Annotated in this window: 23 protein-coding genes and 1 riboswitch; of the genes, 7 read left to right on the forward strand and 16 right to left on the reverse strand. The window is 70.9% G+C overall.

Translation table 11 applies throughout. From position 1 onward, the window contains the following. Window positions 1-102: 102 nt before the first annotated feature. From ACZ4YY_RS02025 to ACZ4YY_RS02035, 3 genes are all read right to left on the reverse strand, one after another. Complete coding sequence (locus ACZ4YY_RS02025) at window positions 103-1137, reverse strand: C40 family peptidase (RefSeq protein WP_468282555.1); 1035 nt, start codon at window positions 1135-1137, stop codon at window positions 103-105. 212 nt (window positions 1138-1349) lie between these two features. Further along, window positions 1350-2693, reverse strand: a complete 1344-nt coding sequence (locus ACZ4YY_RS02030) for an NYN domain-containing protein (protein ID WP_468282558.1) — start codon at window positions 2691-2693, stop codon at window positions 1350-1352. Between the two features lie 37 nt (window positions 2694-2730). Beyond that, entirely contained in the window at window positions 2731-2970 is a 240-nt protein-coding gene (locus tag ACZ4YY_RS02035) for a hypothetical protein (protein WP_055541554.1), read from the reverse strand. Window positions 2971-3139: 169 nt separating this feature from the next. On the opposite strand from ACZ4YY_RS02035, the gene ACZ4YY_RS02040 reads away from it, so the two are divergent. Both ACZ4YY_RS02040 and ACZ4YY_RS02045 read left to right on the forward strand, forming a co-directional pair. After that, on the forward strand, window positions 3140-3874 hold the full coding sequence (locus ACZ4YY_RS02040; RefSeq protein ID WP_468282561.1) for a rhomboid family intramembrane serine protease: 735 nt from the start codon (window positions 3140-3142) through the stop codon (window positions 3872-3874). Beyond that, on the forward strand, window positions 3871-4152 hold the full coding sequence (locus tag ACZ4YY_RS02045; RefSeq protein WP_468282564.1) for an Lrp/AsnC family transcriptional regulator: 282 nt from the start codon (window positions 3871-3873) through the stop codon (window positions 4150-4152). The genes ACZ4YY_RS02040 and ACZ4YY_RS02045 overlap by 4 nt, the downstream gene beginning before the upstream one ends. Before the next feature lie 63 nt (window positions 4153-4215). On the opposite strand, the gene ACZ4YY_RS02050 is transcribed toward ACZ4YY_RS02045, so the two are convergent. From ACZ4YY_RS02050 to ctaE, 6 genes are all read right to left on the reverse strand, one after another. Next, entirely contained in the window at window positions 4216-5592 is a 1377-nt protein-coding gene (locus tag ACZ4YY_RS02050; protein ID WP_468282567.1) for an aminotransferase class V-fold PLP-dependent enzyme, read from the reverse strand. A 163-nt stretch (window positions 5593-5755) separates the two neighbouring features. Next, window positions 5756-5872, reverse strand: a riboswitch (SAM riboswitch). Window positions 5873-5947: 75 nt separating this feature from the next. Beyond that, window positions 5948-7012, reverse strand: a complete 1065-nt coding sequence (trpD, locus tag ACZ4YY_RS02055) for an anthranilate phosphoribosyltransferase (protein WP_468282570.1) — start codon at window positions 7010-7012, stop codon at window positions 5948-5950. 141 nt (window positions 7013-7153) lie between these two features. Beyond that, the gene (gene qcrB / locus ACZ4YY_RS02060; RefSeq protein ID WP_468282572.1) at window positions 7154-8776 is read right to left on the reverse strand and encodes a cytochrome bc1 complex cytochrome b subunit; all 1623 of its coding nucleotides are present in this window, start codon (window positions 8774-8776) and stop codon (window positions 7154-7156) included. Next, entirely contained in the window at window positions 8773-9831 is a 1059-nt protein-coding gene (gene qcrA, locus ACZ4YY_RS02065; protein ID WP_468282575.1) for a cytochrome bc1 complex Rieske iron-sulfur subunit, read from the reverse strand. Before qcrA ends, qcrB begins: the two co-directional genes overlap by 4 nt. After that, window positions 9828-10640: a cytochrome bc1 complex diheme cytochrome c subunit gene (qcrC, locus tag ACZ4YY_RS02070; RefSeq protein ID WP_468282577.1), complete on the reverse strand. Its 813-nt coding sequence runs from the start codon at window positions 10638-10640 to the stop codon at window positions 9828-9830. The genes qcrA and qcrC overlap by 4 nt, the downstream gene beginning before the upstream one ends. Before the next feature lie 63 nt (window positions 10641-10703). Next, window positions 10704-11324 (reverse strand): aa3-type cytochrome oxidase subunit III, encoded by a 621-nt coding sequence (gene ctaE / locus ACZ4YY_RS02075; RefSeq protein ID WP_468282581.1) that lies wholly within the window; start codon window positions 11322-11324, stop codon window positions 10704-10706. A 178-nt stretch (window positions 11325-11502) separates the two neighbouring features. Between ctaE and ACZ4YY_RS02080 the strand changes: the two genes are divergently transcribed. Next, complete coding sequence (locus tag ACZ4YY_RS02080) at window positions 11503-11904, forward strand: response regulator (RefSeq protein ID WP_468282584.1); 402 nt, start codon at window positions 11503-11505, stop codon at window positions 11902-11904. A gap of 116 nt (window positions 11905-12020) precedes the next feature. Here ACZ4YY_RS02080 and ACZ4YY_RS02085 read toward each other — a convergent pair whose 3' ends face one another. The 4 genes from ACZ4YY_RS02085 to ctaC all read right to left on the reverse strand — a co-directional run bounded on the left by ACZ4YY_RS02085 (window position 12021) and on the right by ctaC (window position 16511). Next, the gene (locus ACZ4YY_RS02085; protein WP_468282587.1) at window positions 12021-13292 is read right to left on the reverse strand and encodes a L,D-transpeptidase; all 1272 of its coding nucleotides are present in this window, start codon (window positions 13290-13292) and stop codon (window positions 12021-12023) included. Between the two features lie 131 nt (window positions 13293-13423). Continuing rightward, entirely contained in the window at window positions 13424-13822 is a 399-nt protein-coding gene (locus ACZ4YY_RS02090; RefSeq protein WP_468282590.1) for a cytochrome c oxidase subunit 4, read from the reverse strand. Continuing rightward, window positions 13819-15555: an aa3-type cytochrome oxidase subunit I gene (gene ctaD, locus ACZ4YY_RS02095; RefSeq protein WP_468282593.1), complete on the reverse strand. Its 1737-nt coding sequence runs from the start codon at window positions 15553-15555 to the stop codon at window positions 13819-13821. Before ctaD ends, ACZ4YY_RS02090 begins: the two co-directional genes overlap by 4 nt. Beyond that, on the reverse strand, window positions 15552-16511 hold the full coding sequence (gene ctaC / locus ACZ4YY_RS02100) for an aa3-type cytochrome oxidase subunit II (RefSeq protein ID WP_468282596.1): 960 nt from the start codon (window positions 16509-16511) through the stop codon (window positions 15552-15554). Before ctaC ends, ctaD begins: the two co-directional genes overlap by 4 nt. Window positions 16512-16813: 302 nt before the next feature. On the opposite strand from ctaC, the gene ACZ4YY_RS02105 reads away from it, so the two are divergent. Beyond that, on the forward strand, window positions 16814-18196 hold the full coding sequence (locus tag ACZ4YY_RS02105) for an aminotransferase class V-fold PLP-dependent enzyme (RefSeq protein ID WP_468282599.1): 1383 nt from the start codon (window positions 16814-16816) through the stop codon (window positions 18194-18196). A 191-nt stretch (window positions 18197-18387) separates the two neighbouring features. Here the strand turns inward: ACZ4YY_RS02105 and ACZ4YY_RS02110 are convergent, their stop codons facing one another. Continuing rightward, window positions 18388-19362 (reverse strand): carbohydrate kinase family protein, encoded by a 975-nt coding sequence (locus ACZ4YY_RS02110; protein WP_468282602.1) that lies wholly within the window; start codon window positions 19360-19362, stop codon window positions 18388-18390. A 130-nt stretch (window positions 19363-19492) separates the two neighbouring features. Here ACZ4YY_RS02110 and ACZ4YY_RS02115 point away from each other — a divergent pair, with 130 nt between their 5' ends. Both ACZ4YY_RS02115 and ACZ4YY_RS02120 read left to right on the forward strand, forming a co-directional pair. Next, the gene (locus ACZ4YY_RS02115) at window positions 19493-19702 is read left to right on the forward strand and encodes a hypothetical protein (RefSeq protein ID WP_468282605.1); all 210 of its coding nucleotides are present in this window, start codon (window positions 19493-19495) and stop codon (window positions 19700-19702) included. Between the two features lie 231 nt (window positions 19703-19933). Further along, the gene (locus ACZ4YY_RS02120) at window positions 19934-21757 is read left to right on the forward strand and encodes a hypothetical protein (RefSeq protein ID WP_468282608.1); all 1824 of its coding nucleotides are present in this window, start codon (window positions 19934-19936) and stop codon (window positions 21755-21757) included. Window positions 21758-21831: 74 nt separating this feature from the next. Here the strand turns inward: ACZ4YY_RS02120 and ACZ4YY_RS02125 are convergent, their stop codons facing one another. Beyond that, window positions 21832-22188 carry a HesB/IscA family protein gene (locus tag ACZ4YY_RS02125; protein ID WP_404028008.1) on the reverse strand — a complete coding sequence of 119 codons (357 nt, stop codon included), beginning with the start codon at window positions 22186-22188 and terminating at the stop codon, window positions 21832-21834. A 277-nt stretch (window positions 22189-22465) separates the two neighbouring features. Between ACZ4YY_RS02125 and nadA the strand changes: the two genes are divergently transcribed. Then, window positions 22466-23650: a quinolinate synthase NadA gene (nadA, locus tag ACZ4YY_RS02130; protein WP_468282611.1), complete on the forward strand. Its 1185-nt coding sequence runs from the start codon at window positions 22466-22468 to the stop codon at window positions 23648-23650. Between the two features lie 28 nt (window positions 23651-23678). Here nadA and ACZ4YY_RS02135 read toward each other — a convergent pair whose 3' ends face one another. Continuing rightward, a complete protein-coding gene (locus ACZ4YY_RS02135) occupies window positions 23679-25913 on the reverse strand; it encodes a serine/threonine-protein kinase (protein ID WP_468282614.1) in 2235 nt (744 codons plus the stop codon). Window positions 25914-25935 lie beyond the last annotated feature (22 nt).

Genomic DNA, 25935 nt, shown 5'->3' on the forward strand with positions numbered 1-25935 from the left:
GACGCCCCGCCTCAGACGCAGGTCATGGGCGGGGCGCGGGGTCAGTTCACGTCGTGGCGATTCGCCCGTTCGGGCGGTGTGGTGTCGCGATCTCGAGCGTGCTCAGATCCGGACGCCGAACTGGAACGGCATGTTGTTGATCGACTCGTAGCGCACGACCGTGCCGGTGCGCGGAGCGTGCAGCACCTGGCCGTTGCCGGCGTAGAAGCCGACGTGGTGCAGGTCGCCGTAGAAGATGACCAGGTCGCCCACCTTGAGGTCGGCCTGCGAGTAGATGCGGGTGCCCGCGTTGGCCTGGTCCTGGGAGATCCGCGGGATCTTCACGCCGGCCTGGGCGAAGGCCCAGGAGGTCAGGCCCGAGCAGTCGAAGGAGTTGGGGCCGGCGGCGCCGTAGACGTACGGCGAGCCGATCTTGCCCTGGGCGGCCTGGAAGGCGGCGAGCGCGCGGCCGGAGGCGGGCGCGGTGTTGCCGAGGTCGACGCGCTCGCCGGCGTCCCGGCTGGCGCGGGCGTCGGCGGCGGCCAGGTCGGCCTTCTCCTTGGCCGTCAGCGTGTTGAGGAGCTTCTGCGCCTCGGCGAGCTTGGCCTGGACTTCCTTCTTCTTCTTGCCCAGTTCGGTGCGGGTGGAGGCCAGGTCCTTGAGCTTGGCGGAGGCCTCGGAGCGGTCCTGGGCGAGCTCGCGCTGCTTCTCCTGGATCTTCTTCAGCGACTCGACCTGCTGGGCGCTGAGCTGGTCCGCGGTGGACGCCTTGTCCAGGTAGTCGTCCGGGTTGGAGGACAGGAACAGCTGGAGGGAGGAGTCGATGGTGCCGCTGCGGTACTGGGCGGCGGCCGCCAGGCCGATGCTGTCGCGCAGCCCGTTGAGCTCTTCCTGGCCGCGGGCCACGTTGTCCTGGATGGTGGAGATCTCCTTCTGGAGGGTCTCCTGCTTCTCCTTGGCCCCGTTGTACTTCTCGGTGGCCTGCTCGGCTTCCTCGTAGAGCTTGTCGACCTTGGACTTGACCTCGTCCTTGGTGGGCTTCTCGTTCGGAGCGGCGTTGGCGGCCTGCGAGCTCAGAGCGACGGCGGCGGCGGCCGCGGTGGTCAGCACGGTCACACGTGCGCGACTGGGCTGCTTGGGTCGACGGTGGGACGCCACGGAGGTCGAGCTCCTTCTTGTGAGTGATCACTCGGCCGGAGGTTCGATGGCAGACCCTAGTGACCATCCTGTGATCAGTTCAAATCCTGGCACCGAAAAAGTCGGTGCCGCAACGCATTCTTTACGCCCGACTCACGTGTGGTAGTGCGCGGTTGACGCTACGTTGCGTGACGATCCCGCCAATTCGGGCATTCAATCATCTATGTTGACCTTCAGGTCAGTCGCCTGAGGAGTACCGCAGAAGCGACAGGACGCGCCCCCGCCCTGGCGACCCCGTCGGCCACCTCGCGGTCGGTCGAGACGACGATGACGGGCCGGCCCGGCGGCTCGGCGCGCACCAGTTGGCGGATCAGCTCGTCGGCGGTGACCCTCGGCTTGGAGAACAGCACCCGCACTCCGCGCGGCGGCGCCAGCAGCACCGGCGCGGCGAGTTCGGCGCCGTCGAAGACACAGGTGACCTCGGCGCCGGTCTGCGCGGCGAGTTGCGAGAGCTGTCCGAGCAGCCGCAGCCGCTGCTGCTCGAGCGGCATCTGCGGATAGCCGGTCTTGGTGACGTTGTAGCCGTCGACCACGAGATGGGCCTGCGGCAGGGCGAGCAACTGGTCCAGGATCGCCGGATCGTTCTCGGACAGCGCGCGGGCCGCGATGTCCTTCGGAGTCATCCGGCCCGGCTCGACCGCGTCGACGGTCTCCGCCGGGCGCACGGACACCGGCGGCAGCGCCAGCTCCCGGCGCAGCCCCTGGGCCGCGTCCAGCACGGTGTCCAGCAGCAGCCGTACCCGCATGTCCTCGACGCTGCGCCCCTCGCGGGCCGCCCGACGGGTCGCCTCCAGGGCCGCCTCCGCCTCGCCGAGACGCGCCTTCAGCCGCCGCGTCTCGCTCTCGGCGGCCGACACCTGCGCATGCCCTTCGGCGCGTACGGTCTCGATCTCGCCCTGCATCTTGCGCAGCGCGGCCTCGCCGCGCTTGACGTCACTGAGCGCGGAACGCAGTTTGCGGTGCAGCGATTCGGTTTCCCTCTTCGCCGATTCCAGCTCGGCGCGCAGCCGTTCGGTCTCGGTCCGGGTCTGCTCCCGGGCCTGGGAGAGCTGCTCGCGCAGCCGCTCCAGCTCCGCGCGGCTCTCCTCGTCGGCGCGCTCGGCGTCCGCCCGCTGCGCCTCCTCGCCGGCCGCGGTCACCAGCTTGGTCCAGGAGGTGGGCCGCAGTACGTAGGCCGCGGCCGCCACGTCGAGCGGGTCCGCGGCCGGGGGCGGCGAGCCGGAGTCGAGGGCGCCGGCCAGTTCCGGCTGGGCCTCTCTGAACTTCTCGGCGATGCGCTGGCGGAACAGCGGATCGGTCTCCAGCGCGGCCGCCATCGCGTTGCCCGCGAACTTGGCCCGCCGGTTCGGCGCGAACCGGGCGTACTGGCGCAGTTGCGCGGGAAGTTCGCCGACGGTCAGACCGCCGAAGCCGTCCGAGACGATCTGCACCACACGGCGGCGCACGCCGTCGGGCAGCGGACGGTCGAGCACCTCGGCGGCGCCGTCGCCCGGCCCCCCGCCCGTGGTCTCCACCATCCGTCACACCCCACTAGCTGTGCGGGCCCGCTCCCCGTCAGGAGCCGGCACCCGGCCTGTCCACGAGTTCCACCTGGTCCACGGCGTTGCACCAACGACACCGCACCGACTCGATGGTCTCACTGACCACCTCGCGCTCCTCGACCTTCGGCTCTCCGGCGAGATCGAGGTGGACGTACTCGACGACCTTCGACGAGCGCGTCACGTCGAACCGCGTGAGGTTGCCGCAGAGGGTGCAGCGCCACCGTGTCGTGGCGGTCGGCAGGGGAACCGTCATGGACTGTCCGCTTCCTTCCAGTGTCGTTCTTCCGGCGTCGGGTCGCGCCCAAGGCTCCCCGGTCTGTGTGGCTCGTAACCCTACGGCCTGGCAGGTACTCGCCGCCCGCCCGTCCATGGCGGCGAGGCGATCCGGCAGAGTGTGTCCGGTTACGTCATGCTCTGTGTCCATGATCGGCGACAGGAACGGGACCGTGGGCCGGGCGATCCGGCGGCCGTCGGCACCGGTGACGTACGCACTGATCGGCCTGTGCTGTCTGGTCTTCGCGATCGGCCCGGCCTCCGGGCTCAACCCCGCCCACGGCACCGGTGAGGCGCTCGTGGCCGCCCAGCGGGCCTATTTCCGGCGCTGGGGGGTGATCCCCGCCGACCTGTTCGAGGGCTCCCCGGGTGCCGCCCTCACCCCCGCGACGGCCCTGTTCGTCCACGGCAGCTGGGTGCACCTGCTGGGCAACATGCTCTTCCTCTACGTCTTCGGGGCGATGACCGAGCACCGGATGGGCCACCTCCGGTTCACGCTGTTCCACCTCGGCTGCGGCTGCCTGGCCCTGCTGGGCTACGCCGCCGCCAACGCCGACTCCGGGCAGCCCCTGATCGGCGCCTCCGGGGCGATCTCGGCGGTCCTCGGGGCGTTCCTGTTCCTGTTTCCCCGGGCGCGCGTGACCAGTCTCCTGCCGTTCCTGTTCTTCCTACCGCTGCGCTTCCCGGCCTGGGTGGTCCTGCCCTTCTGGGCTGCGCTGCAGTGGCTGGCGGCGGCCCGGGCCGGACAGGGGCCGGGTGTGGCGTACCTGGCGCACCTGATCGGCTTCGGCCTGGGCCTCGGCTACGCGTGGGCCCGTTTCGGAGGGACGACTAGAGTGAGGGCCGCCCCTGCTCCGGCCTCCGAGGGAGAGAACCAGCCGTGATCACCGCGATCGTCCTGATCAAGACCAGCGTGGACCGGATCCCCGAGATCGCCGAGTCGATCGCCGGGCTGGAGAGCGTGAGCGAGGTCTTCTCCGTCACCGGGACCTACGACCTCATCGCGATGGTGCGGGTGCGCCGGCACGAGGACCTGGCCGAGGTGATCCCCGGGCGGATCAGCAAGATCCCGGGCGTCGAGGCCACCGACACACACGTGGCGTTCCGCACCTACTCCCAGCACGACCTGGAGGCGGCGTTCGCGATCGGGCTGGACTCCTGACCGCACGGGGCACCGCCCGAGGCGCCTCTGACCCCGTGGCCCACCGCCTCAGGCGCGGGGTCCTCACACCGCCGGGACGCAGCGGCCGTCCTCCGTCCGGTAGCGCCACTTCGCACCGTCCCGCACGAGCTCCTTCACGGCGTCGACGAAACGCTCCACGTGCTCGTCGGGGGTGCCGGCGCCGAAGCTGACCCGGACGGCGTTCAGGGACCGCTCGCCCGGGGCGGCCTCCGGGGCGCCGCACTCGCCCTGGCTCCGGGGTTCGCTGCCGAGCAGCGTGCGGACCAGGGGGTGGGCGCAGAAGAGGCCGTCGCGGACGCCGATGCCGTACTCGGCGGAGAGCGCGGCGGCCAGGTGCGAGCTGTTCCAGCCCTCGACGACGAAGGAGATCACGCCGACCCGGGGGGCGTCGTCGCCGAAGAGGGACAGGATGCGGACCTCGGGCACCTCGGCGAGGCCCTCGCGGACCTTGGCGATCAGGTACCGCTCGCGAGCGACCAGGGTGTCGAGACCGGCCTCGGTGAGGGCCTTGCAGGCCGACGCGATGGAGTAGGCGCCGATCACGTTCGGGGAGCCTGCCTCGTGCCGCGCGGCGCTGTCGTGCCACTCCACGTCCACTCCCCCGTCCTCGCGCCGCGTGACCTTGCGGCTGGCCCCGCCGCCCGCGAGGTACGGCTCGGCGGCGCGCAGCCAGTCGGCGCGGCCGGCCAGGACACCGGAGCCGAACGGGGCGTACAGCTTGTGGCCGGAGAAGGCCACCCAGTCGACGTCGAGGTCGCGGACGGACACCGGGTGGTGGGGGGCCAGCTGGGCGGCGTCCAGGACGATCCTGGCGCCGTGGGCGTGCGCGACCGCCGCCAGCTCCCGCACCGGCCACAGCTCGCCGGTGACGTTGGAGGCGCCGGTGACGCAGACCAGGGCCGGGCCGTGGCCCCCCTCGATCGGCACAGTGCGGTCGGCGAGGGCGCGCTCCAGGGTCTCGACGGCCTGGCGCGGGGTGCGCGGGGCGTCGAGGAAGGTGACCCGGGCGTCCTGCCAGGGCAGCAGCGCGGCGTGGTGCTCGGTCTCGAAGACGAAGACCCGGCAGCCGGCCGGGAGGGCCCGGGCGAGGAGGTTGAGGGAGTCCGTCGTCGAGCGGGTGAAGACCAGCTGGTCGTCGGCGCGGCAGTCGAGGAACTCCGCCACCGTCCGGCGCGCGTTCTCGAAGAGGTCCGTGGAGAGCTGGGAGAGGTAGCCGGCGCCGCGGTGGACGCTGCCGTAGTACGGCGCGTAGGCCGCCACGTCGTCCCAGACGCGCTGGAGGGCGGGGGCGCTGGCCGCGTAGTCGAGCGCGGCGTAGGCGACCTCGCCGCCCGTGACGAGCGGGACGGTGACGTCCCGCCCCAGGACGGGCAGCGGGGCACCGACGGAACGGACGGCGGCAGCGGTGGAGACGGACATGGCGAAACTCCCGTGACAGGCAGGACGGAGACACCGTGCGAGCGGACGCGGCTCGAGCACGGTGGAAGGAGAAAGGAGGGTGCGGAGGCGGGGCTCTGCGGCCCTATCGCATTCGCCGGCTCACGGAAGGCTCCTCGAGACCAGGACCCCTGGCTTCGGGAGGGGTCCGCGCTTGCCGAGGACCTCGCTGCCCACGGCCTGGTCTTCACCCGGGGCACCCCGCCACGGACGGAGGGTTGCCGGACAGTCGGCCGGGGCCTCATGACTGTCACTCATGACCTGCTCGGAAACGTACGTCAGGTGATCGCGGTCCCGCAACTCCTGTCCGGATCGCGGGACCGCACCCCGGGCGGGACTACGCGTTGCTGGCCGCCACCCACCGCTCCAGGACCCGCCGGGCGGCGCCCGAGTCGACCGACTCCGCGGCCCGCGCCATACCGGCCCGCAGCTGCTCGGCGAGCGGGTCCCCGGTCGGGTCCAGGGCGACGAGGGCGGCCGCCGAGTTCAGCAGCACCGCGTCGCGCACCGGGCCCGTCTCGCCGTCCAGGAGACGGCGGGCGATCTCGGCGTTGTACGACGGGTCACCGCCGCGCAAGGCCTCCACCGGGACCGGCTCGATCCCCACGTCCCGCGGGTCGAAGGCCTCCTCGGCGACCGTTCCGTCGCGCACGACCCAGACGCGGGAGGTGGACGTCGTCGTCAGCTCGTCGAGACCGTCGTCGCCGCGGAACACCAGGGAGGAGTTGCCGCGTTCGGCGAAGACGCCCGCGATGATCGGCGCCATGCGCGGGTCGGCGACCCCGACGGCCTGGGCGCGGACCTTCGCCGGGTTGGTCAGCGGGCCGAGGGCGTTGAACACCGTGCGGATGCCCAACTGGCCGCGGGCGGCGCCCGCGTGACGCAGCGCGGGGTGGAACTTGACGGCGAAGCAGAAGGTGATGCCCGCCTCCTCGGCCACCTCGGCCACCCGCTGCGGGGTCAGGTCCAGGTTGACGCCCAGCTTCTCCAGGACGTCCGAGGAGCCCGACGCGGACGAGGCCGCCCGGTTGCCGTGCTTGACGACCTTCGCGCCGGTGCCGGCCACGACCAGCGCCGACATCGTGGAGATGTTGACCGTCTTCGCGCCGTCGCCGCCGGTACCGACGATGTCGACCGTGCGGCCCGAGACCTCGATCAGGTTGGCGTGCTCGTACATCGTCCGCACGAGACCGTTGATCTCCGCGACGGTCTCGCCCTTGGCCCGCAGGGCCACCACGAACCCGGCGATCTGCGCGTCGGTGGCCTCGCCCCGCATGATCCGGTCCATCGCCCAGGCCGTCGCGTCGGCGCTCTGGTCACGGCCGTCCAACAGGGCGTTCAGCACCTCGGGCCAGGAACGGCCCGCCGCGGTGTCGCCTCCAGCGGGGGTCACAGCGCTCATCAGCCGCTCCTGGGTCAGTCCGGTCCCGCCGTGCGGGACACGCGTCTCAACGGGTCCACCCTATCCAGCCCCGGGGCACGGCGAAGGGCCCCGTCCGAACACCGGACGGGGCCCTTCGGCCGTTGCGTGGCGACGCAGCGATCAGTGGTGGCCGTGGCCGCTCGTGATCTCCCTGTACTCCTCGACGGTGGGCTTGGGGATCTGGCTCTCCTCGCCGAAGTAGGCCTTGCTCAGCTTGACGCGGACCTTCTCCGAACGCTTCACCTTGCGCTCGACACCGTTCTCGTCGACCGTCGGGCCGATCTCGGCCGGCGCGTACTGCTCGTGCGCCGTGAGCGTGTACAGCTGCTCCTGGCTGAGCGGCTCGTGGACCTCGATGAACTCACCGTGCGGCAGGCGCTTGATGGTGCCGGTCTCGCGACCGTGCAGCACCTTGTCCTTGTCGCGGCGCTGGAGGCCGAGGCAGATCCGCTTGGTGACGATGAAGGCCAGGACCGGTCCGACGAAGAAGCCGATCCGGACGAACCAGGTGACCGCGTTGATCGACAGGTGGAAGTGGGTGGCGATGATGTCGTTGCCACCGCCGATCAGCATGATCATGTAGCCGGTGACCCAGGCGACGCCGAAGGCCGTACGGGTCGGGGCGTTGCGCGGGCGGTCCAGGATGTGGTGCTCGCGCTTGTCGCCGGTGATCCACGACTCGATGAACGGGTACATCGCGATCACACCGAGGAACAGGCCGAAGAGCACCAGCGGGATGAACACGCCCAGGACGAGCGTGTGGCCCCAGAAGTTGATCTCCCAGCCCGGCATGGCGCGGATCAGACCCTCGGCGAAGCCCATGTACCAGTCGGGCTGGGCGCCGGTGGACACCTGGTCCGGGCGGTAGGGGCCGAGCACCCAGATCGGGTTGATCGACGCGATGCCGGCGAGGACCGCGATGAAGCCGAAGACCAGGAAGAAGAAGCCTCCGGCCTTGGCCATGTAGACCGGCAGCAGCGGCATGCCGACGACGTTCTTGTTGGTCCGGCCGGGGCCCGGGAACTGCGTGTGCTTGTGGTAGAAGACCAGGATCAGGTGGCCGACCACCAGACCGAGCATGATGCCCGGCAGCAGCAGGATGTGGATCGAGTAGAACCGCGCGACGAAGTCGCCGCCCGGGAACTCGCCGCCGAACAGGAACATCGAGATGTACGTGCCGACGATCGGCACGGACAGGATCGCGCCCTGCGTGAAGCGGACACCGGTGCCGGAGAGCAGGTCGTCCGGGAGCGAGTAGCCGGTGAACCCGGTGAACATGCCCAGGACGAACAGCAGGAAGCCGAACAGCCAGTTGATCTCGCGCGGCTTGCGGAAGGCGCCCGTGAAGAAGACGCGCATCATGTGCACGAACATGCCGGCGAGGAAGATCACCGCGGCCCAGTGGTGGATCTGCCGGATGAGCAGACCGCCGCGGACGTCGAAGGAGATGTGCAGCGTGGAGCTGAACGCCTCCGACATCAGCTGGCCCTGGAGCGGGACGTAGCTGCCGTGGTACTCCACCTCGTTCATCGACGGGTGGAAGAACAGCGTCAGGTACACACCCGTGAGGATGATGATGATGAAGCTGTAGAGGCAGATCTCGCCCAGCATGAAGGACCAGTGGTCCGGGAAGATCTTGCGCATGTTGGCCTTGGCCAGGGAGTAGATCCCCAGCCGGCCGTCGGCCCAGTCGGCGACCCGCTCGCCCGCGGGTGCCTTGCGGCGGTCGTCGTTGTTACTCATCCGCGCTCCCAGAAGGCAGGACCGACGGGCTCTTCGAAGTCGCCGAGCGCCTCGAGGTAGCCCTCGTCGTTCACGCCGATGCGCAGCTGCGGCAGGGCGTGGCCGGCGGGACCGAAGATCACTCGGGCACCGTCGGAGAGGTCGAAGGTGGACTGGTGGCAGGGGCACAGCACGTGGTGCGTCTGCTGCTCGTACAGCGAGATCGGGCAGCCCACGTGGGTGCAGATCTTCGAGTACGCCACGATGCCCTCGTGCGACCACTCGAGCTCGCGCTTGTCCTTGATGTCGTCCGGCTGGATGCGGACGATCATCAGGGCCGCCTTGGCGATCTCGGTCTGGAAGTCGTGGTCGTGCTCCTCCAGGCCCTCCGGCTTGGCGAAGGTGAGGGAGCCGACCGCGACGTCCGAGGGACGCAGCGGCTCGTTGGTGTTCACGTTGACGAGCAGCTTGCCCTTGGCCCACAGCGTGTGACGCAGCTTGTCCTCGGGCAGCGGACCGAGGTCGCGCAGCAGGACGACGCCGGAGAGCGGGAACAGCGCCAGCGCGCCGAACATCGTGGTGCGGATCAGCTTGCGACGGCCGATCACGGACTCCTTGGCGCCCTGCTTGAAGTCGGCCATGACCTTGGCCTTGACCTCGGGCGTCGCCTCGATCGCGTGCCGCTCGTCGGCGATCTCCACGTCGGACATCAGGGTGCGCGCCCAGTGGACCGCCGCCGCGCCGATGCTGAACAGGGACAGGCCCAGGGTCAGACCGAGGGCGAAGTTCTGCGCGCTGATGTGGCCGATCGGGAAGATGTAGACGATCTTGTCGTGCGGGATCGCCACGTACGAGGCGATGAAGGCGACGGTGGCCAGCATCGACACGGTGAACAGGAGGGCGACCGTGCGCTCGGACCGCTTGGCGGCCCGCTCGTCGACGTCCTGCATGCGGTGCTCGTGGGGCGGCAGCCCGGGGTCGGCGAACGGGTTCTTCTCGTCCGCGACGCCCACCGCACCGTGCGCGTGGTCCTGCTCAGCGGGCAGGTTCTCTTCTGGAATGTCTTGGCTACTCATGACTTCTTGGCCTTTGCGGTCCGGGCGGCAACCCACACGGCGACGGCGATCAGTCCGCCGAGACCGAAGATCCAGCCGAACAGGCCCTCGCTGACCGGCCCGAGGCCGCCCAGCTCGAGACCGCCGTAGCTCTCCGACTCTTCGCCGTTGACCGCGTTCAGGTACGCGATGATGTCCTTCTTGTTCTGCTCCGACAGGGTGGTGTCGGGGAAGGAGGGCATGTTCTGCGGGCCGGTCTGCATGGCCTCGTAGATGTGCTTGGGGTCCACGTCCTCGAGGGTCGGCGCGAACTTGCCCCTGGTCAGGGCGCCGCCCTTGCCGGTGAAGTTGTGGCACTGAGCGCAGTTGGTGCGGAACAGGTCACCGCCCTTGGCGATGTCCGCGCCCTCCGCGCCGTACTGGGCCTCGGTCGGGATGGACGGACCGGCGCCGAGCGAGGAGATGTACGCGGCGAGCTGGTCGATCTGCGCCTGCGTGTAGATGACCTTCTTCCGCGGCACCTGGGCGCCCTGGGAGGTCGCCGCGGGCATACGGCCGGTGCCGACCTGGAAGTCCACGGCCGCGGCGCCCACGCCGACCAGGCTCGGACCGTCGGAGCTGCCCTGACCGCCGGTGCCGTGGCAGCTGGCGCAGCCGACGGCGTAGAGCTTCTTGCCCTCTTCGATGGCGAGGGACTGGGCGGTTTCGTCTGCCTTCGCCTTGCTCGCGGGCGCGAACGTGGCGTACAGCCCCCCGGTGGCCGCCAGCGCGAGGAGTAGGACGACGACCGCCGCCAGCGGATGGCGTCGTCGTGCGGAGAGCTTTTTCACGGATTACCCCGGTGTCAGGATCTTCTGCGTCGATGCTTCTGGGATGTGCGGGTGCGGGCCCGGCTACTTGATCATGTAGATCGTGGCGAAGAGGCCGATCCAGACGACATCGACGAAGTGCCAGTAGTAGGACACGACGATCGCGGCGGTCGCCTGCTCGTGGGTGAACCTCCTGGCCGCGTAGGTGCGCCCCAGGACCAGCAGGAAGGCGATGAGGCCGCCCGTCACGTGCAGGCCGTGGAAACCGGTGGTCAGGTAGAAGACCGAGCCGTAGGGGTCGGAGGAGAGCGAGAGGCCCTCGTGCTTGACCAGCTCGGTGTACTCGTACACCTGACCGCCGATGAAGATCGCACCCATCACGAAGGTGACGATGAACCAGCCCCGGAGCTTCTTCACGTCCCCGCGCTCGGCGGCGAACACGCCGAGCTGGCAGGTGAGGGAGGAGAGCACCAGGATCGTGGTGTTCGTCGCCGAGAACGGGAAGTTCAAGGCCTCGGCCTTCTCACTCCAGAACTCGGGTCCCGTCACCGATCGCAGGGTGAAGTACATCGCGAAGAGGGCCGCGAAGAACATCAGCTCGGAACTCAGCCAGATGATGGTTCCGACGCTGGTGAGGTTCGGCCGATTGACCGACGGGTGCGCGTGCCCGGTTTCTACTGTCGTTGCTGTCGCCACGACCGACATTATGTCGGTCGCTTATCCCGCCCTCACTCCGGGGGGTGCCGTTCGGAGTGTCCACACCGTGTGCAGTGCCCGTATGGCCCATCGAAGCCCTGTTCCAACAGGTGTTGACCGGATGCCCGGCGGAGTAACATCCGCCCCACGGGCCTGTCCGTACGACGCTGACGTCATCGGAGGAACAATGCAGCCGACCGCCACGGTGCTGGTCTACAGCGACGACTCCACCACCCGAGAGCAGGTGCGGCTCGCGACCGGGCGCAGGCCCGCCGCGGACGTCCCGGTGGTGAGGATCGTGGAGTGCGCGACCCAGGCCGCCGTCGTCTCGGAACTGGACAAGGGCGGGATCGACGTCGTCGTCCTCGACGGCGAGGCCGTGCCCATGGGGGGCATGGGGTTGTGCCGGCAGATCAAGGACGAGGTGTTCCGCTGCCCGCCGGTGCTGCTGCTGATCGGGCGGCCGCAGGACGCGTGGCTGGCGACCTGGAGCCGGGCCGACGCGGCGGTGACGCTGCCGGTGGAGCCGGTGGAGTTCGCGGGGGCGCTGGCGTCCCTGCTGCGCGGCAGGGCGGCCGTGAGCGCCTGACGGGGAGTGGGGGGCTCCGTCGGCGGCCCCGCGGGCTCGCCCGGCCCGCCGCGCGACCCCCTGCGCCTCCTGCGCCTCCTGCGCCTCCTGCGCCTCCTGCGCCTCCTGCCGGGCGCCTACACGCTCGCCGGTCGCAGTCTCGACGTGTTCTCTTCGGCTGCCTTCTGCGCGCCGCCGGACAGGGCGCTGCCCTCGCGCCACTTCGTCCAGTCGAGGTTCCAGTCGCCGAAGCCGTTGCCGAAGCTCTCCATCGTGTGGCCGTAGCTGTTGACGACCTGGACGACGTCGCCCTCGCGGACGTTCTCGAAGAACCACTGCGCGTTCGCGGTGCTCATGCCGGTGCAGCCGTGGCTGACGTTGGCGAAGCCCTGGGAGCCGACGGACCAGGGGGCGGCGTGCACGTACTCGCCGCTCCATGTCACCCGGGTGGCGTAGTAGACGGGCAGGTCGTAGGAGTCCGCGGAGCCCTCGGCTATGCCGATGCTGGTGCCGCGCATGCGTACGAAGTACTCCTTGCCCAGGACGACCTTGACGCCGTTGCGGGTCTCGAAGCCGGGCTTGCCGGTGGTGACGGGTATGCGTTTGATCTCCTCGCCGTTCTTGTAGAAGGCCAGCGTGTGCGTGGAGGCGTCCGTGACGGCGATGACGCGGTCGCCGGTGGTGAGCTGGAGGTCCTTGCTCCTGCCGCCCCACAGCCGGTCGCCGATCTTTATTCCGTCCAGTGCGCTGTGGACGCGGATCTCGGCGTGGGCGGGCCAGTAGTCCTTCGGGCGGTAGTGGAGCTTCTTGTCGTCCACCCAGCGCCAGGCACCCGGGGCGTGGGGCTTCACGTCGACCTTCAGGGCGCGTTCGACGACGGCCCGCTGGGCGGGTTCCCTGATCGGCTGGCTGAGTTCCGCGGTGAGGGGCTGTCCGACGCCGTAGGTGCCCGCCTTGGGGCCGAACGCCACCGTCAGGCGCTTCTTGCCGGTGGGCTTGCCCGTGTCGAAGGTCAGCACACGGCGGCCGGGGGCGCCGTCCTCGTCCTCGGTGCTCACGCGGACCGTGTAGCGGGCGTCGGCGGCCAGCGGCTCGGTGCTGTGCCAGCGCCTGCCGTCGGCGGAGAGTTCGCCGGCCACGTAGCGGCCTGCGGCGTCCACGGCGGTCACGTCGGTGATCCGGCCGTCGGAGTCCTCGGCGGTGATCTCCAGCGGCTTGTCCGGGTCGGCCTTGTGGCCCTCGCCGGTGGGGCCGTTGAAGGAGATCTGGTCGGTCGCGTCGTACGGCCGTGAGGCGAGGGGGCTGCCGTCCGAGCCGCAGGCGGTTGCGCCCGCGGCCAAGGCGGTCACCAGCAGGGTGCAGCCGACGACCACGGCGGGGCGCGGGCGGAATGACTCAGCGTGGCTCATGGGGTTCACGCTAGGAAGCCGTGCCGGGGGCGGCGCGCCGGGTGACACGGATGGAGGACGTTCCGTGCGGCAAAAGGGTGAGCCCGGACCCTCCTGACGGAGTGTCCGGGCTCTGCCGCGTCGGGCGCGTGTTACTGGGTGCGGTTCTCACCGCGGTAGTACTCGAAGACCCAGCCCCAGACGCCGATGAGGATCAGCGGGGCGGAGAAGTACAGCAGCCACCAGCCGACCGCGACCCCCAGGAAGGCGAGGGCGCCGCCGATGGCCAGGGACAGCGGCTGCCAGCTGTGCGGGCTGAAGAAGCCCAGCTCGCCGGCGTCGTCCGCGACGTCCGCCTCCTTGTTGTCCTGGGCGCCGGTGTCGACCCGCCGGGCGGTGAAGCCCAGGTAGAAGCCGACCATGATGCACAGGCCGAAGGCCAGGAAGAGGGCCGTGGTGCCGGCCGGCTCCTTCGACCACACGCCATAGACGACCGCCATGGCGAGGACGAAGACGCTCAGCCAGATGAACATCTTGCCCTGGATCTTCACTTGCCGGCCTCCTTGCTGCCCGAGAGGGCGCTGGCGCCGTGACCGGCGTGCTCCAGGTGCTCCAGGGCGGCGATCTCAGGGTGGTGCAGGTCGAAGGCCGGGGATTCGCTGCGGATCCGCGGCAGGGTGAGGAAGTTGTGCCGCGGCGGCGGGCAGGAGGTCGCCCACTCCAGGGAGCGGCCGTAGCCCCACGGGTCGTCGACGCCGACCGGCTTGCCGTACTTGGCCGTCTTCCACACGTTGTAGAAGAACGGCAGGATCGACAGGCCGAGCACGAACGAGGAGATCGTCGAGATCGTGTTCAGGGCGGTGAAGCCGTCGGCGGCGAGGTAGTCCGCGTAACGGCGCGGCATGCCCTCGGCACCCAGCCAGTGCTGGACGAGGAACGTGCCGTGGAAGCCGATGAACAGCGTCCAGAAGGTGATCTTGCCCAGGCGCTCGTCGAGCAGCTTGCCGGTCATCTTCGGCCACCAGAAGTGGAAGCCGGCGAACATCGCGTAGACGACGGTGCCGAACACCACGTAGTGGAAGTGCGCCACCACGAAGTACGAGTCCGACACGTGGAAGTCCATCGGGGGCGAGGCCAGGATGACACCGGTCAGACCACCGAAGGTGAAGGTGATCAGGAAGCCGGTGGCCCAGAGCATCGGCGTCTCGAAGGACAGCGAGCCCTTCCACATCGTGCCGATCCAGTTGAAGAACTTCACACCGGTCGGCACCGCGATGAGGAACGTCATGAAGGAGAAGAACGGCAGCAGCACACCGCCGGTGACGTACATGTGGTGCGCCCACACGGTCACGGACAGACCCGCGATGGCGATCGTCGCGGCGATCAGGCCCATGTAGCCGAACATCGGCTTGCGGGAGAAGACCGGGATGATCTCACTGATGATGCCGAAGAACGGCAGGGCGATGATGTACACCTCCGGGTGGCCGAAGAACCAGAAGAGGTGTTGCCACAGCAACGCGCCGCCGTTGGCCGCGTCGAAGACGTGGGCGCCGAACTTGCGGTCCGCCTCCAGGGCGAACAGCGCGGCCGCGAGGACCGGGAAGGCCAGCAGGACCAGGACGGCCGTCAGCAGGACGTTCCACACGAAGATCGGCATGCGGAACATGGTCATGCCCGGTGCGCGCATGCAGATGATCGTGGTGATGAAGTTGACCGAGCCGAGGATCGTGCCGAAGCCGGAGAAGGCCAGACCCATGATCCACATGTCGGCGCCGATGCCCGGGCTGCGGACCGCGTCCGACAGCGGGGCGTAGGCGAACCAGCCGAAGTCGGCCGCACCCTGCGGGGTGAGGAAGCCGGCGACGGCGATGAGCGAGCCGAACAGGTACAGCCAGTAGGCGAACATGTTCAGCCGCGGGAACGCCACGTCGGGCGCGCCGATCTGCAGCGGCATGATCCAGTTCGCGAAACCGGCGAACAGCGGGGTCGCGAACATCAGCAGCATGATCGTGCCGTGCATCGTGAACGCCTGGTTGAACTGCTCGTTCGACATGATCTGCAGGCCCGGACGGGCCAGCTCGGCACGCATGAACAGCGCCATCACGCCGCCGATGACGAAGAACGCGAAGGACGTGACGAGGTAGAGCGTGCCGATCGTCTTGTGGTCAGTGGTGGTCAGCCACTTGACGACGACTTCGCCGCCGCGCCGGCGCCGGACCGGCAGCTCGTCCTCGTAGTGGGACCCTGCTGCCGCGGCACCCTGGGGTTCGTTGAGGATGCTCACAGGTTGTTCGTCTCCCGGTTCTTCTCGTGGCTCGTCTGCTCGATGCCCGCGGGAACGTAACCGGTCTGCCCCTTCTTGGCGAGGTCCTTGAGGTGCTGCTCGTAGCGCTCGGGGGAGACGACCTTCACGTTGAACAGCATGCGGGAGTGGTCGACGCCGCAGAGCTCGGCGCACTTGCCCAGGAAGGTGCCCTCCTTGTTGGGGGTCACCTGGAAGGCGTTGGTGTGGCCCGGGATCACGTCCTGCTTCATCAGGAACGGCACCACCCAGAAGGAGTGGATGACGTCACGCGAGGTGAGGACGAAGCGGACCGTCTTGCCCTCGGGGAGCCAGAGGGTCGGGCCGGGGTTGTTGGTCTGCGGGTTCCGCTCACCGGGGACACCGCAGGTGTACACGCCGCCCGCACCGGCCGGGAAGTCCTTCTTGTACCGGTCCGGGATCGCGTCCAGGTTCGCGTCGGTCTTCGCGTCGCCGCTGGAGCCGTCGACGTTCTCGATGTAGTTGAAGCACCAGCTCCACTGGAAGCCGACCACGTTGACCGTGACGTCGGGCTTCTTCTCGAGGCTGAGCAGCTTCGACTCGTCGCGGGCCGTGAAGTAGAACAGCACCGAGACGATGATGATCGGAACGACCGTGTACAGCGCCTCGATCGGCATGTTGTACCGGGTCTGCGGAGGAACTTCGACCTTCGTGCGGCTGCGCCGGTGGAAGAAAGCACTCCACAGGATCAGGCCCCACACCAGCACGCCGGTGGCCAGCGCGGCAGCCCAGGAGCCCTGCCACAGGGAGAGGATCCGCGGAGCCTCTTCCGTGGTCGGGGTGGGCATGCCAAGGCGGGGGAAGTCCTTGTATGTGCAACCGGTGGCGGTCGCCAGGACCAGGCCCGCGGTCAGTGCCTGCAGCAGCTTCCGCCGCATCGGGCGCCGCGGCGAGCGGTCGGAGCCGTTGGGACTCACGTAGCGCCTTCCCGAGAGTCTCGCCCGCGCGCTCGGCTGCGGCCTTCTCGCTGGTCGGTCGCCGCCCTGCGTCGGGCAGGGGTTTGGATGTTTATGCGGACCAAACCCTAGCCGACGCCCTTCGGGGGTTCGCGGGGAGGGTGGCATACGCGCCGCGGGTCACCCCGAAGGGGTGGGAGCGTGCCGGGTTTGCCCCTCATGAGGGGGGCGACAGCGGTGCGTTCGCGACCGCGGACGTGAGGGGCTCGCTCGCACGGCTCCCCGCACCCCTTCACGGCTCCCCCACGTTCTACCGTTGCGGTGTGTCCTACTTCGATGCCGCTTCCGCCGTTCCTCTCCATCCCGTCGCCCGGCAGGCGCTGTTGGCTTCCCTCGACGAGGGGTGGGCGGATCCCTCGCGCCTGTACCGGGAGGGGCGTCGGGCGCGGATGCTGCTCGACGCCGCGCGGGAGGCCGCTGCGGAGGCCGTGGGGTGCCGGGCCGACGAGCTGGTGTTCACGCCGTCGGGGACGCGGGCCGTGCACAGCGGCGTCGCGGGGGCGCTGGCGGGCCGGCGGCGGGTCGGGAGTCACCTGATCGTGTCGTCCGTCGAACACTCCTCGGTCCTCCATTCGGCCGAGGCGTTCGAGGCGGAGAGCGGCACGGTGGCGCGGGTGCCGGTGCTGCGGACGGGCGCGGTGACGGTCGAGGCGTACCGGGAGGCCCTGCGGCCGGACACCGCGCTGGCGTGTCTGCAGTCCGCCAACCACGAGGTGGGCACCGAACAGCCGGTGGCGGCGGTGGCCGAGGTGTGCCGGGAGGCGGGGGTGCCGCTGCTGGTGGACGCGGCGCAGTCGCTCGGCTGGGGGCCGGTGGAGGGGCCCTGGTCGCTGCTGGCGGCGAGCGCGCACAAGTGGGGAGGGCCCTCGGGGGTGGGGCTGCTCGCGGTGCGCAAGGGGGTGCGGTTCGCGCCCCGGGGGCCGGGGGACGACCGGGAGTCGGGGTGGGCGGCCGGGTTCGAGAACCTGCCGGCGATCGTGGCGGCGGCGGCCTCGCTGCGGGCGGTGCGGGCGGAAGCCTCGGCCGAGGCGGTACGGCTGCGGGAGCTGACGGAGCGGATCCGGGCGCGGGTGGCGTCGCTCGTTCCGGACGTGGAGGTGGTCGGGGACGCGGAGCGGCGGCTGCCGGGGATCGTCACCTTCTCGTGTCTCTACGTCGACGGGGAGACACTGCTGCACGCGCTGGACCGGGAGGGCTTCTCGGTCTCGTCCGGGTCGTCGTGCACGAGCAGCACGCTGACCCCCAGTCATGTGCTGCGCGCGATGGGTGTGCTGAGCGAGGGGAACGTGCGGGTCTCGCTGCCGCCGGGGGCCGCCGAGGCGGACGTGGAGCGGTTCCTCGCGGTGGTGCCGCAGGCGGTGGCGCGGGTGCGGGAGCAGCTGGGGGCGCCCGTGTCCGCGCCGACGGCGGCGGCGGGGGACGAGGTGGTCGTCGTGGACGCCCTCGGCAGGCGCTGTCCGATCCCGGTCATCGAGCTGGCGAAGGTCATCGGGGACGTGCCCGTCGGCGGGACGGTCCGTGTCCTGGCCGACGACGAGGCGGCGCGGCTGGACATCCCCGCGTGGTGCGAGATGCGGGGGCAGGAGTACCTGGGCGAGGAACCGGCGGACCGGGGTGCGGTGTACCTGGTCCGCCGGGTCTCCTGACGGGGCTCCGACCGGCCCGGGGCGCGTTCCGAAGGTCACGCCCGGCCCGCGAGGACTGCACGGCGCCTCGCCGCGTCGTCGGGTCGTCCGCGTACACCGAGTACGCGGACGACCCTCCGCCTCGCGGTGCACCGCACCGGACGGCGCGGGCCCCACCCTCCGGGCGGACGGCGCTCCTGTCGGCACACGCCCTAGCCGAGGTGCTTCTTGACCTCGCCGGCGGCGTCGTCGCCGTAGGCCTTGGTGAAGCGGTCCATGAAGTGGCCGCGGCGCAGCTGGTACTCCTGGGTGCCGACCGTCTCGATGACGAGGGTGGCGAGCATGCAGCCGATCTGCGCGGCGCGCTCCAGGGAGACGCCCCAGACCAGGCCGGACAGGAAGCCGGCGCGGAAGGCGTCGCCGACGCCGGTGGGGTCGGCCTTGCGCTCCTCGTCGGGGCAGCCGACCTCGATCGGGTCCTCGCCGGCGCGCTCGATGCGCACGCCGCGCGAGCCGAGGGTGGTGACGCGGTGGCCGACCCGGTCGAGGATCTCCGCGTCGCTCCAGCCGGTCTTGGACTCGATGAGGCCCTTCTCGTACTCGTTGGAGAAGAGGTAGGTCGCGCCGTCCAGCAGGATGCGGATCTCCTCGCCCGCCATCCGGGCGATCTGCTGGGAGAAGTCGGCGGCGAAGGGGATGTCGCGCGAGCGGCACTCCTCGGTGTGGCGGAGCATCGCCTCCGGGTCGTCGGCGCCGATCAGGACCAGGTCGAGGCTGCCGACGCGGTCGGCGACGGTCTTCAGTTCGATGAGGCGGGCCTCGCTCATCGCGCCGGTGTAGAAGGAGCCGATCTGGTTGTGGTCGGCGTCCGTGGTGCACACGAAGCGGGCGGTGTGCAGCGTCTCGGAGATGCGCACCGAGTCGGTGTCGACGCCGTGACGGTCCAGCCAGGCCCGGTAGTCGTCGAAGTCGGCGCCCGCGGCACCCACCAGGACCGGCCGGGTGCCGAGCTGTCCCATCCCGAAGGCGATGTTCGCGCCGACGCCGCCCCGGCGGACGTCCAGGGTGTCGACCAGGAACGACAGCGAGACCGTGTGCAACTGGTCCGCTACGAGCTGGTCGGCGAAGCGACCGGGGAAGGTCATGAGGTGGTCGGTTGCGATGGAGCCGGTGACTGCGATGCGCACGGCGTGGACTCTCCTGTGGGAGGGTGGGTTGACAGTTCACGCTACCGGGTCGGCCGGTGCCGCTGAAGCAGGCGAAACTACCCGATAGTAGATCTTTCTTCGCAGGGTCGACCATGCCTACGGTGCCGCTATGACGAACCTCAAGGTCCACTCCCCCGCCCCGGCCGACCTCGAAGGCGATCTGGCGTCGCTGCGGGGGGACTGCGCCCGGATGGCCCCGCACTGGGCCGCCCCGGAGCGGGACGCCGCCCGTCCGGTGCCGCCGTCCCTGATCCACGGCGTGACCGTCCCGGCGACCTCGGCCCGGCTGCTGGAGGCGATGCCCGAGTACGGCAACTAGTTTCGAAAGTCCCGCACAGCACCCACGGCGCCCGGCACGCGCTCCGGACCGCACTCCGGTTCGCGCCTTCCTGACCTCGCCGCGGTCGGCATCCTCCGGACCGCCGCCGCGGTCGGCCTCCTTCGACGGGGCGCCCGGTGGGGAACCGTGCGCTCCCCCGCCGCGTCCCATCGCTGTCCCCCGTCGAGGGGATGTGGAGTACGACAGCAGGGCAGCCGAAGGAGCGATGCGGTGAACACCGAGCGACCCGACAACGACGACACCGCGCGCGGGCCGGAGGACCGGGAGGTCGGGACGGAGAACCGCGCCGAGCCGGAGGAGAGGGCCCGCCCGGAGGACAGGCCCTCCCTGGAGGAGAAGCCCTCTCCGGAGGAGACGGGACGCCCCGAGGACGAGCCGTCCCTGGAGGAGGCGGCCCGCCCCGAGGGGAAGGCCGCCTCCTCACAGGAGAACGTCTCCTCCGGGGGTGACGCGGTCGAGGAGAGGGTTCCGGCCGCCCGGGAGACCGCCGGCGGCGACGGCACCGCCGAGGAGCGGGCCGAGGAGGACCACACCTCCGGGGACCCCCTGGCCGCCGGTCCCGCCGGGGGTGGTCCGTCCGACGACGACTCCCCGGCCGTCCCCCGGCGCCGCTCCGCCGTGCTCGTCGCCTCCGTCGCCGCGGCCGTCCTGCTCGTCGGCGGGGGCGGGGCCTACCTCGCCGCCGACGCGACCGGCGGCTCGGGGCGTGGGGCGGACTCCGGGGCGCCCGCGGGGGACGGCACTCCCCCGCCGCTCGTGCTGGACGACCACACCGCGGCCACGAGCCCGTCCGAGGGCGGGACCAACGGCATCGCCCCCGGCGAGCCGAACCCCTACGGCGTCACCTACCGGGCCGACGGCACGCTCCCCGACGGCCCCGACGCGGCGCCCGTGTACTGGGCGAAGGGCGCGGTCAGCCAGGAGGAGGTCGCCCGGCTGGCGCGCGCGCTCGGGGTCGGCGGGACGCCGGTGGCGGACGGGGACGCGTGGCGGGTCGGCGCGGGGACGGACGGCTCCGGCCCGGTGCTGCGGGTGGACCGGCAGGCCCCGGGCATGTGGACGTTCACCCGGTACGCGGCCGGCACCGACGCCTGCGAGAGCGTCGCCGTGTGCACGCAGAGCCCCTCGAGCCGGGTCACCGACCCGGTGGACGAGGCGGTCGCCCGGCAGGCCGTCGCGCCGGTGCTGAAGGCGCTCGGCCAGGACGACGCGAAGATCGACGCGAGCCAGGTCGTGGGCGCCCAGCGGGTCGTGAACGCCGACCCGGCGGTGGGCGGTCTGCCCACGCACGGCTGGACGACCGGCCTCAGCGTCGGCGCGCAGGGCGAGGTCGTCGCCGGGAACGGCCCGCTGGAGGCACCGGCGAAGGGCGAGACGTATCCGGTGCTGAGCGCGGCGGAGACGCTGGAGCGGATGAACGCGGCGCCGGGCACCGGCGGTCACCGGATGGGGATCGACGGCTGTGCGAGTGCGGTGCCGTCGAAGGACCGGCTGGAGAGCCCGTGCGGGGCGTCGACGGCCGTTCCGAAGAAGCAGGCCCTGACGGTCGAGGACGCTGTGTTCGGGCTCGCCCCGCACGCCTCGGAGGGCCGGCAGGTGCTCGTGCCGTCCTGGCTGTTCGAGGTGCGGGCGCCGGGGGCGAAGGACACATACACGGTGACGCATCCGGCCGTCGAGCCCGACTATCTGCGCGCCCCCGCGGCGCCCAGCCCGTCCGGCCCGTCCGACGCGCCGACCTCGACGGTCCGGCCCGAGGACGTGAAGGTCGACGGCTACACGGCCGAGGGCGGCGAGCTGACCGTGAGCTTCACCGGCGGGGTGTGCGCCGACTACAAGGCGAAGGCCGTGGAGAGCGAGGACGAGGTGAAGGTGACCGTGACCTCGACGCCGTGGCCGGACCGGATCTGCATCATGATCGCGAAGGTGTACGAGCGGACCGTGCGGCTGGACGAGCCGCTCGGCGGCCGGACGGTGGTCGGCTCGGACGGCAGGGAGATCCCGCTGGAGAAGCCGGGGGCGCGGCTGCCGCGGTGACCTGAGCCCCGTACGGACGACGAAGGCGGCGGCCCCCCGAGGGGGGTCGCCGCCTTCGTCGACGTCGGGACGGCTCAGCTGAAGGAGTCGCCGCAGGCGCAGGAGCCCGTCGCGTTGGGGTTGTCGATGGTGAAGCCCTGCTTCTCGATGGTGTCCACGAAGTCGATCGTGGCACCGCCCAGGTACGGGGCGCTCATCCGGTCGGTGACGACCTTCACACCGCCGAAGTCCTTCTCGACGTCGCCGTCGAGGGAACGCTCGTCGAAGAAGAGCTGGTAGCGCAGGCCGGAGCAGCCGCCGGGCTGGACCGCCACGCGCAGGGCGAGGTCGTCACGGCCTTCCTGGTCGAGCAGGGTCTTGACCTTGGACGCGGCGGCGTCGGTCAGGATGATGCCGTCGGTGACGGTGGTGGTCTCGTCCGATACGGACATCTACATCTCTCCCGGTGTGTACGGAGACTGCTTGCCGACGGTTGCAACCGGCGGGGCCGCGGATTCATTCCGGGCCGAGGACCCGTGTTTCCACTTCTTTCCTCTTCCTGCCTTTCATGCTCGCACACCGTCGCGGGAGCGAACAGCGGCCGTCCGTGCGCCGTCGGCTCCTCCGGGGGATTCACGTCACATCGACGCAATGACCATCGTCAAAGTGACATGAAGCGGGTTATGATAGATAACGTCAGTTCGACGAAAAGTAGAAAGGGTGCGGGTCGTGACCACCGCCCAGACCACGGAGCTCGACGTACAGCCGACTCCGCTCGCCCTGTTGCTGCTCGGCCGCGAGGCCGACCCGAAGAGCGAGCGGGGTGTCGAGTGCCCCGGCGACCTGCCCTCCCCGTCCGACCCGGACCTGGTGGAGCGGGCCCGCGCGGCCAAGGACAAGCTCGGGGACAAGGTCTTCGTCCTCGGTCACCACTACCAGCGCGACGAGGTCATCCAGTTCGCCGACGTCACGGGTGACTCCTTCAAGCTGGCCCGCGACGCGGCCGCCCGCCCGGAGGCCGAGTACATCGTGTTCTGCGGTGTGCACTTCATGGCGGAGTCCGCGGACATCCTGACCTCCGACGCCCAGAAGGTCGTCCTGCCCGACCTCGCCGCCGGCTGCTCGATGGCCGACATGGCGACGGCCGAGCAGGTCGCCGAGTGCTGGGACGTGCTGACCGAGGCCGGCGTGGCCGACCGGGTCGTCCCCGTCTCGTACATGAACTCCTCCGCGGACATCAAGGCGTTCACCGGCAGGCACGGTGGCACCATCTGCACCTCGTCGAACGCGCAGCGGGCGCTGGAGTGGGCCTTCCAGCAGGGCGAGAAGGTGCTCTTCCTGCCCGACCAGCACCTCGGCCGCAACACCGCCGTGCGGGACATGGGCATGTCCCTGGAGGACTGCGTCGTCTACAACCCGCACAAGCCGAACGGCGGGCTGACCGCCGAGCAGCTGCGCGAGGCGAAGATGATCCTGTGGCGCGGCCACTGCTCGGTCCACGGCCGCTTCAGCCTGGAGTCGGTCGAGGACGTGCGCGCCCGGATCCCCGGCGTGAACGTGCTGGTCCACCCGGAGTGCCGGCACGAGGTCGTGGCCGCGGCGGACCACGTCGGCTCGACCGAGTACATCATCAAGGCCCTGGAGGCCGCCCCGGCCGGCTCGAAGTGGGCCATCGGCACCGAGCTGAACCTGGTGCGCCGGCTGGCGAACCGTTTCGCCCCGGAGGGCAAGGAGATCGTCTTCCTCGACAGGACGGTCTGCTTCTGCTCCACCATGAACCGGATCGACCTCCCCCACCTGGTCTGGGCGCTGGAGTCCCTCGCCGAGGGCAAGCTGGTCAACCGGATCGAGGTCGACCGGGAGACCGAGGCGTTCGCCAAGCTGGCGCTGGAGCGGATGCTGGCGCTGCCGTAGGGCAGCGGTCGGGTGCCGGGGTGGGCGATCACCCCGGCACCGACACCGACTTGCGGTCCGGTCGGGCCGGGTCGAGGGTGAAGACCGTGCCGTCCGGGGTCACCACCACCAGCGCGCCCCCGTGCACGAACACCTCGGGCCAGGAGCCCCCGCTGCCCATCACGTGTTCGGCGCGCGGGTAGGACTCCCACAGCAGGGTGCCGGTGCCGGCGTCCAGTGCCGCCACCCGTCCGCTGGCGCTGGCCACGTACAGGGTGTGGCCCCCCGGGTCGGCGAGCGGCTCGCCCGGCTGTTCCAGGGTCGTGGGGGTCTGCCACAGCTGTCTGCCCGTGTCGGGCGACACGGCGGTCACGTGGCCGCTGGAGCTGACGAAGCAGAGCAGTCCCCGCACCACCGCCGCCGACCCGCGGAACTCCCGCTGGAGCTTCCTCGTCTCACGGGCTCCGGTGACGGGGTCGACGTACACGATGCCCGTGTACCGCGTGTCCACCCCCGAGTCGTCCTCGCGCCACTCCCCGAAGAGCAGCCGGTCGTCGAGCCTGCCGATGTACAGGGCGGTCGTCGGCAGGGACGGCAGACGCTCGGCCGAGCCGTCGGCCGGGTCGAGGGCGAGCATCCGGGAGGCGCCGCCCTCGTCGTTGGGGGAGCATTCGGCGTAGGGGCGGCCACCGATGTCGTGGAACGCGCAGAAGTGGTTGCCCGGCAGGGTCGCCGTCCAGCGCTTCGCGCCGTCGCGCGGGGAGCGGGCGGTGACCGAGGTGCCGCCGTCGGGGGTCATGACCAGGCCCCCGGCGATGTCCAGGGCGATGTTCCCGTCGTCGACCGTACGGGACCAGCGCAGGGCGCCCGTCTCGGTGTCGAGGGCGACGAGGGTGGTCGAGTCGTTGTCGCCCGAGCCGCTGGAGATGGACTGGCGCACGAGCACCGTGCCGTCGCGGACGCCGAGGATGTGGGCCGAGTACGACTGCGGGTCCGCGGCGACCGCGTCCGCCGACACGGCGGCGGCGCGCCAGAGCGTGGCGCCGGTCAGCGCGTCCACCCGCACGGGCAGGACGGCGTCGCCCGCGCAGTACAGGGCGCCGTCGCTCATCTCGCACGCGGGTGTCGCGCCGGCGTTCTCGCCGAGCGGCTTCTGACCGCGCGCGGCCGGTTCGTTCACCGTCGTCCGCCAGGGTTGCCAGCCGGCGGGCAGCGCGCCCCAGCGGGCGGTCTGCTCCGCAGAGGGGGACGCCGAGCGGCCCTCCTGTGTGCTCCCGCCGCCCGGGAGCGGGCCGAGGACCAGGTAGACCGCGAGGGCGACGGCCAGCACGCCGGCCGCGCCGACCAGCACCGGAAGCCCACGCAGCCGGGTGCGGCGGGGGGCCGGTGTGGGTGACGGGTCCGCGGAGGTGGGGGTGCGGGTGGCGTCCGGGCCGGGCAGCCGCAGGGTCACCGTGTGCGCGTCGTCCGGCGCCGGTTCGGGCAGGGCGTCGGCGAACTCCGTGGCGAGCTCGTCGAGCGCGGGCCGGTCGGCGGCCTCCTTGGTCAGGCAACGCGCCAGGATGCCGCGCAGCGGCTGCGCCACCGCGTCCAGCGCCGGTTCCTCGTTGATCACCCGGTACGCCGTCAGATAGGGGCTGTCCGCGTCGAACGGGCCCCGTCCGGTCGCGGCGAACACCAGCAGCGCGCCCAGGGCGAAGACGTCGGAGGCGGGGCCGACCGAGCGGGCGTCCGTGAGCTGTTCCGGCGACATGAACGGCGGGGTGCCGATCATGTGGCCGGTCTCGGTCAGCGTCTGGTTCTCCGCCGCGCGCGAGATGCCGAAGTCGATGACCCGGGGGCCGTCGTCGGCCATCAGCACGTTGCCGGGCTTGAGGTCGCGGTGGACGACGCCGGCCCGGTGGATCTCCCGCAGCGCCTCGACCAGTCCGAGGGCGAGGCGCCGCAACTGCGCGCCCCGCAGGGGCCCTTCGGCACGGATCCGGGCGGCGAGCGAGGGGGCGGGCACGTACTGGGTGGCCATCCACGGCCGTACGGCATCGGGGTCGGCGTCCACGACCGGCGCCGTGAAGGCGCCGCTCACCTTGCGGACCGCCTCGACCTCCTGACGGAAGCGGGTGCGGAAGACGGCGTCCTCGGCGTACTGGGCGTGCACGACCTTGACGGCGACCTCGCGGCCGGATCTCGACCTGGCCCGGTAGACGACGCCCATGCCGCCCGCGCCGAGCCGGTCGACGATCCGGTACCCGCCCAGCGACCGCGGGTCGTCCTTGTGCAGCGGCACCGCCCCGATCCCCCTCCCCGCA

It is taken from the genome of Streptomyces sp. NPDC030143 (assembly GCF_055573695.1).

Bases quoted from the DNA above. Each gene is read 5' to 3' on its own strand.
- ACZ4YY_RS02030 (WP_468282558.1), bottom strand. From the start codon at position 2,693: ATGGTGGAGACCACGGGCGGGGGGCCGGGCGACGGCGCCGCCGAGGTG.
- ACZ4YY_RS02035 (WP_055541554.1), bottom strand. From the start codon at position 2,970: ATGACGGTTCCCCTGCCGACCGCCACGACACGGTGGCGCTGCACCCTC.
- ACZ4YY_RS02040 (WP_468282561.1), top strand. From the start codon at position 3,140: ATGATCGGCGACAGGAACGGGACCGTGGGCCGGGCGATCCGGCGGCCG.
- ACZ4YY_RS02050 (WP_468282567.1), bottom strand. From the start codon at position 5,592: ATGTCCGTCTCCACCGCTGCCGCCGTCCGTTCCGTCGGTGCCCCGCTG.
- trpD (WP_468282570.1), bottom strand. From the start codon at position 7,012: ATGAGCGCTGTGACCCCCGCTGGAGGCGACACCGCGGCGGGCCGTTCC.
- qcrB (WP_468282572.1), bottom strand. From the start codon at position 8,776: ATGAGTAACAACGACGACCGCCGCAAGGCACCCGCGGGCGAGCGGGTC.
- qcrA (WP_468282575.1), bottom strand. From the start codon at position 9,831: ATGAGTAGCCAAGACATTCCAGAAGAGAACCTGCCCGCTGAGCAGGAC.
- ctaE (WP_468282581.1), bottom strand. From the start codon at position 11,324: ATGTCGGTCGTGGCGACAGCAACGACAGTAGAAACCGGGCACGCGCAC.
- ACZ4YY_RS02080 (WP_468282584.1), top strand. From the start codon at position 11,503: ATGCAGCCGACCGCCACGGTGCTGGTCTACAGCGACGACTCCACCACC.
- ACZ4YY_RS02085 (WP_468282587.1), bottom strand. From the start codon at position 13,292: ATGAGCCACGCTGAGTCATTCCGCCCGCGCCCCGCCGTGGTCGTCGGC.
- ACZ4YY_RS02115 (WP_468282605.1), top strand. From the start codon at position 19,493: ATGACGAACCTCAAGGTCCACTCCCCCGCCCCGGCCGACCTCGAAGGC.
- ACZ4YY_RS02125 (WP_404028008.1), bottom strand. From the start codon at position 22,188: ATGTCCGTATCGGACGAGACCACCACCGTCACCGACGGCATCATCCTG.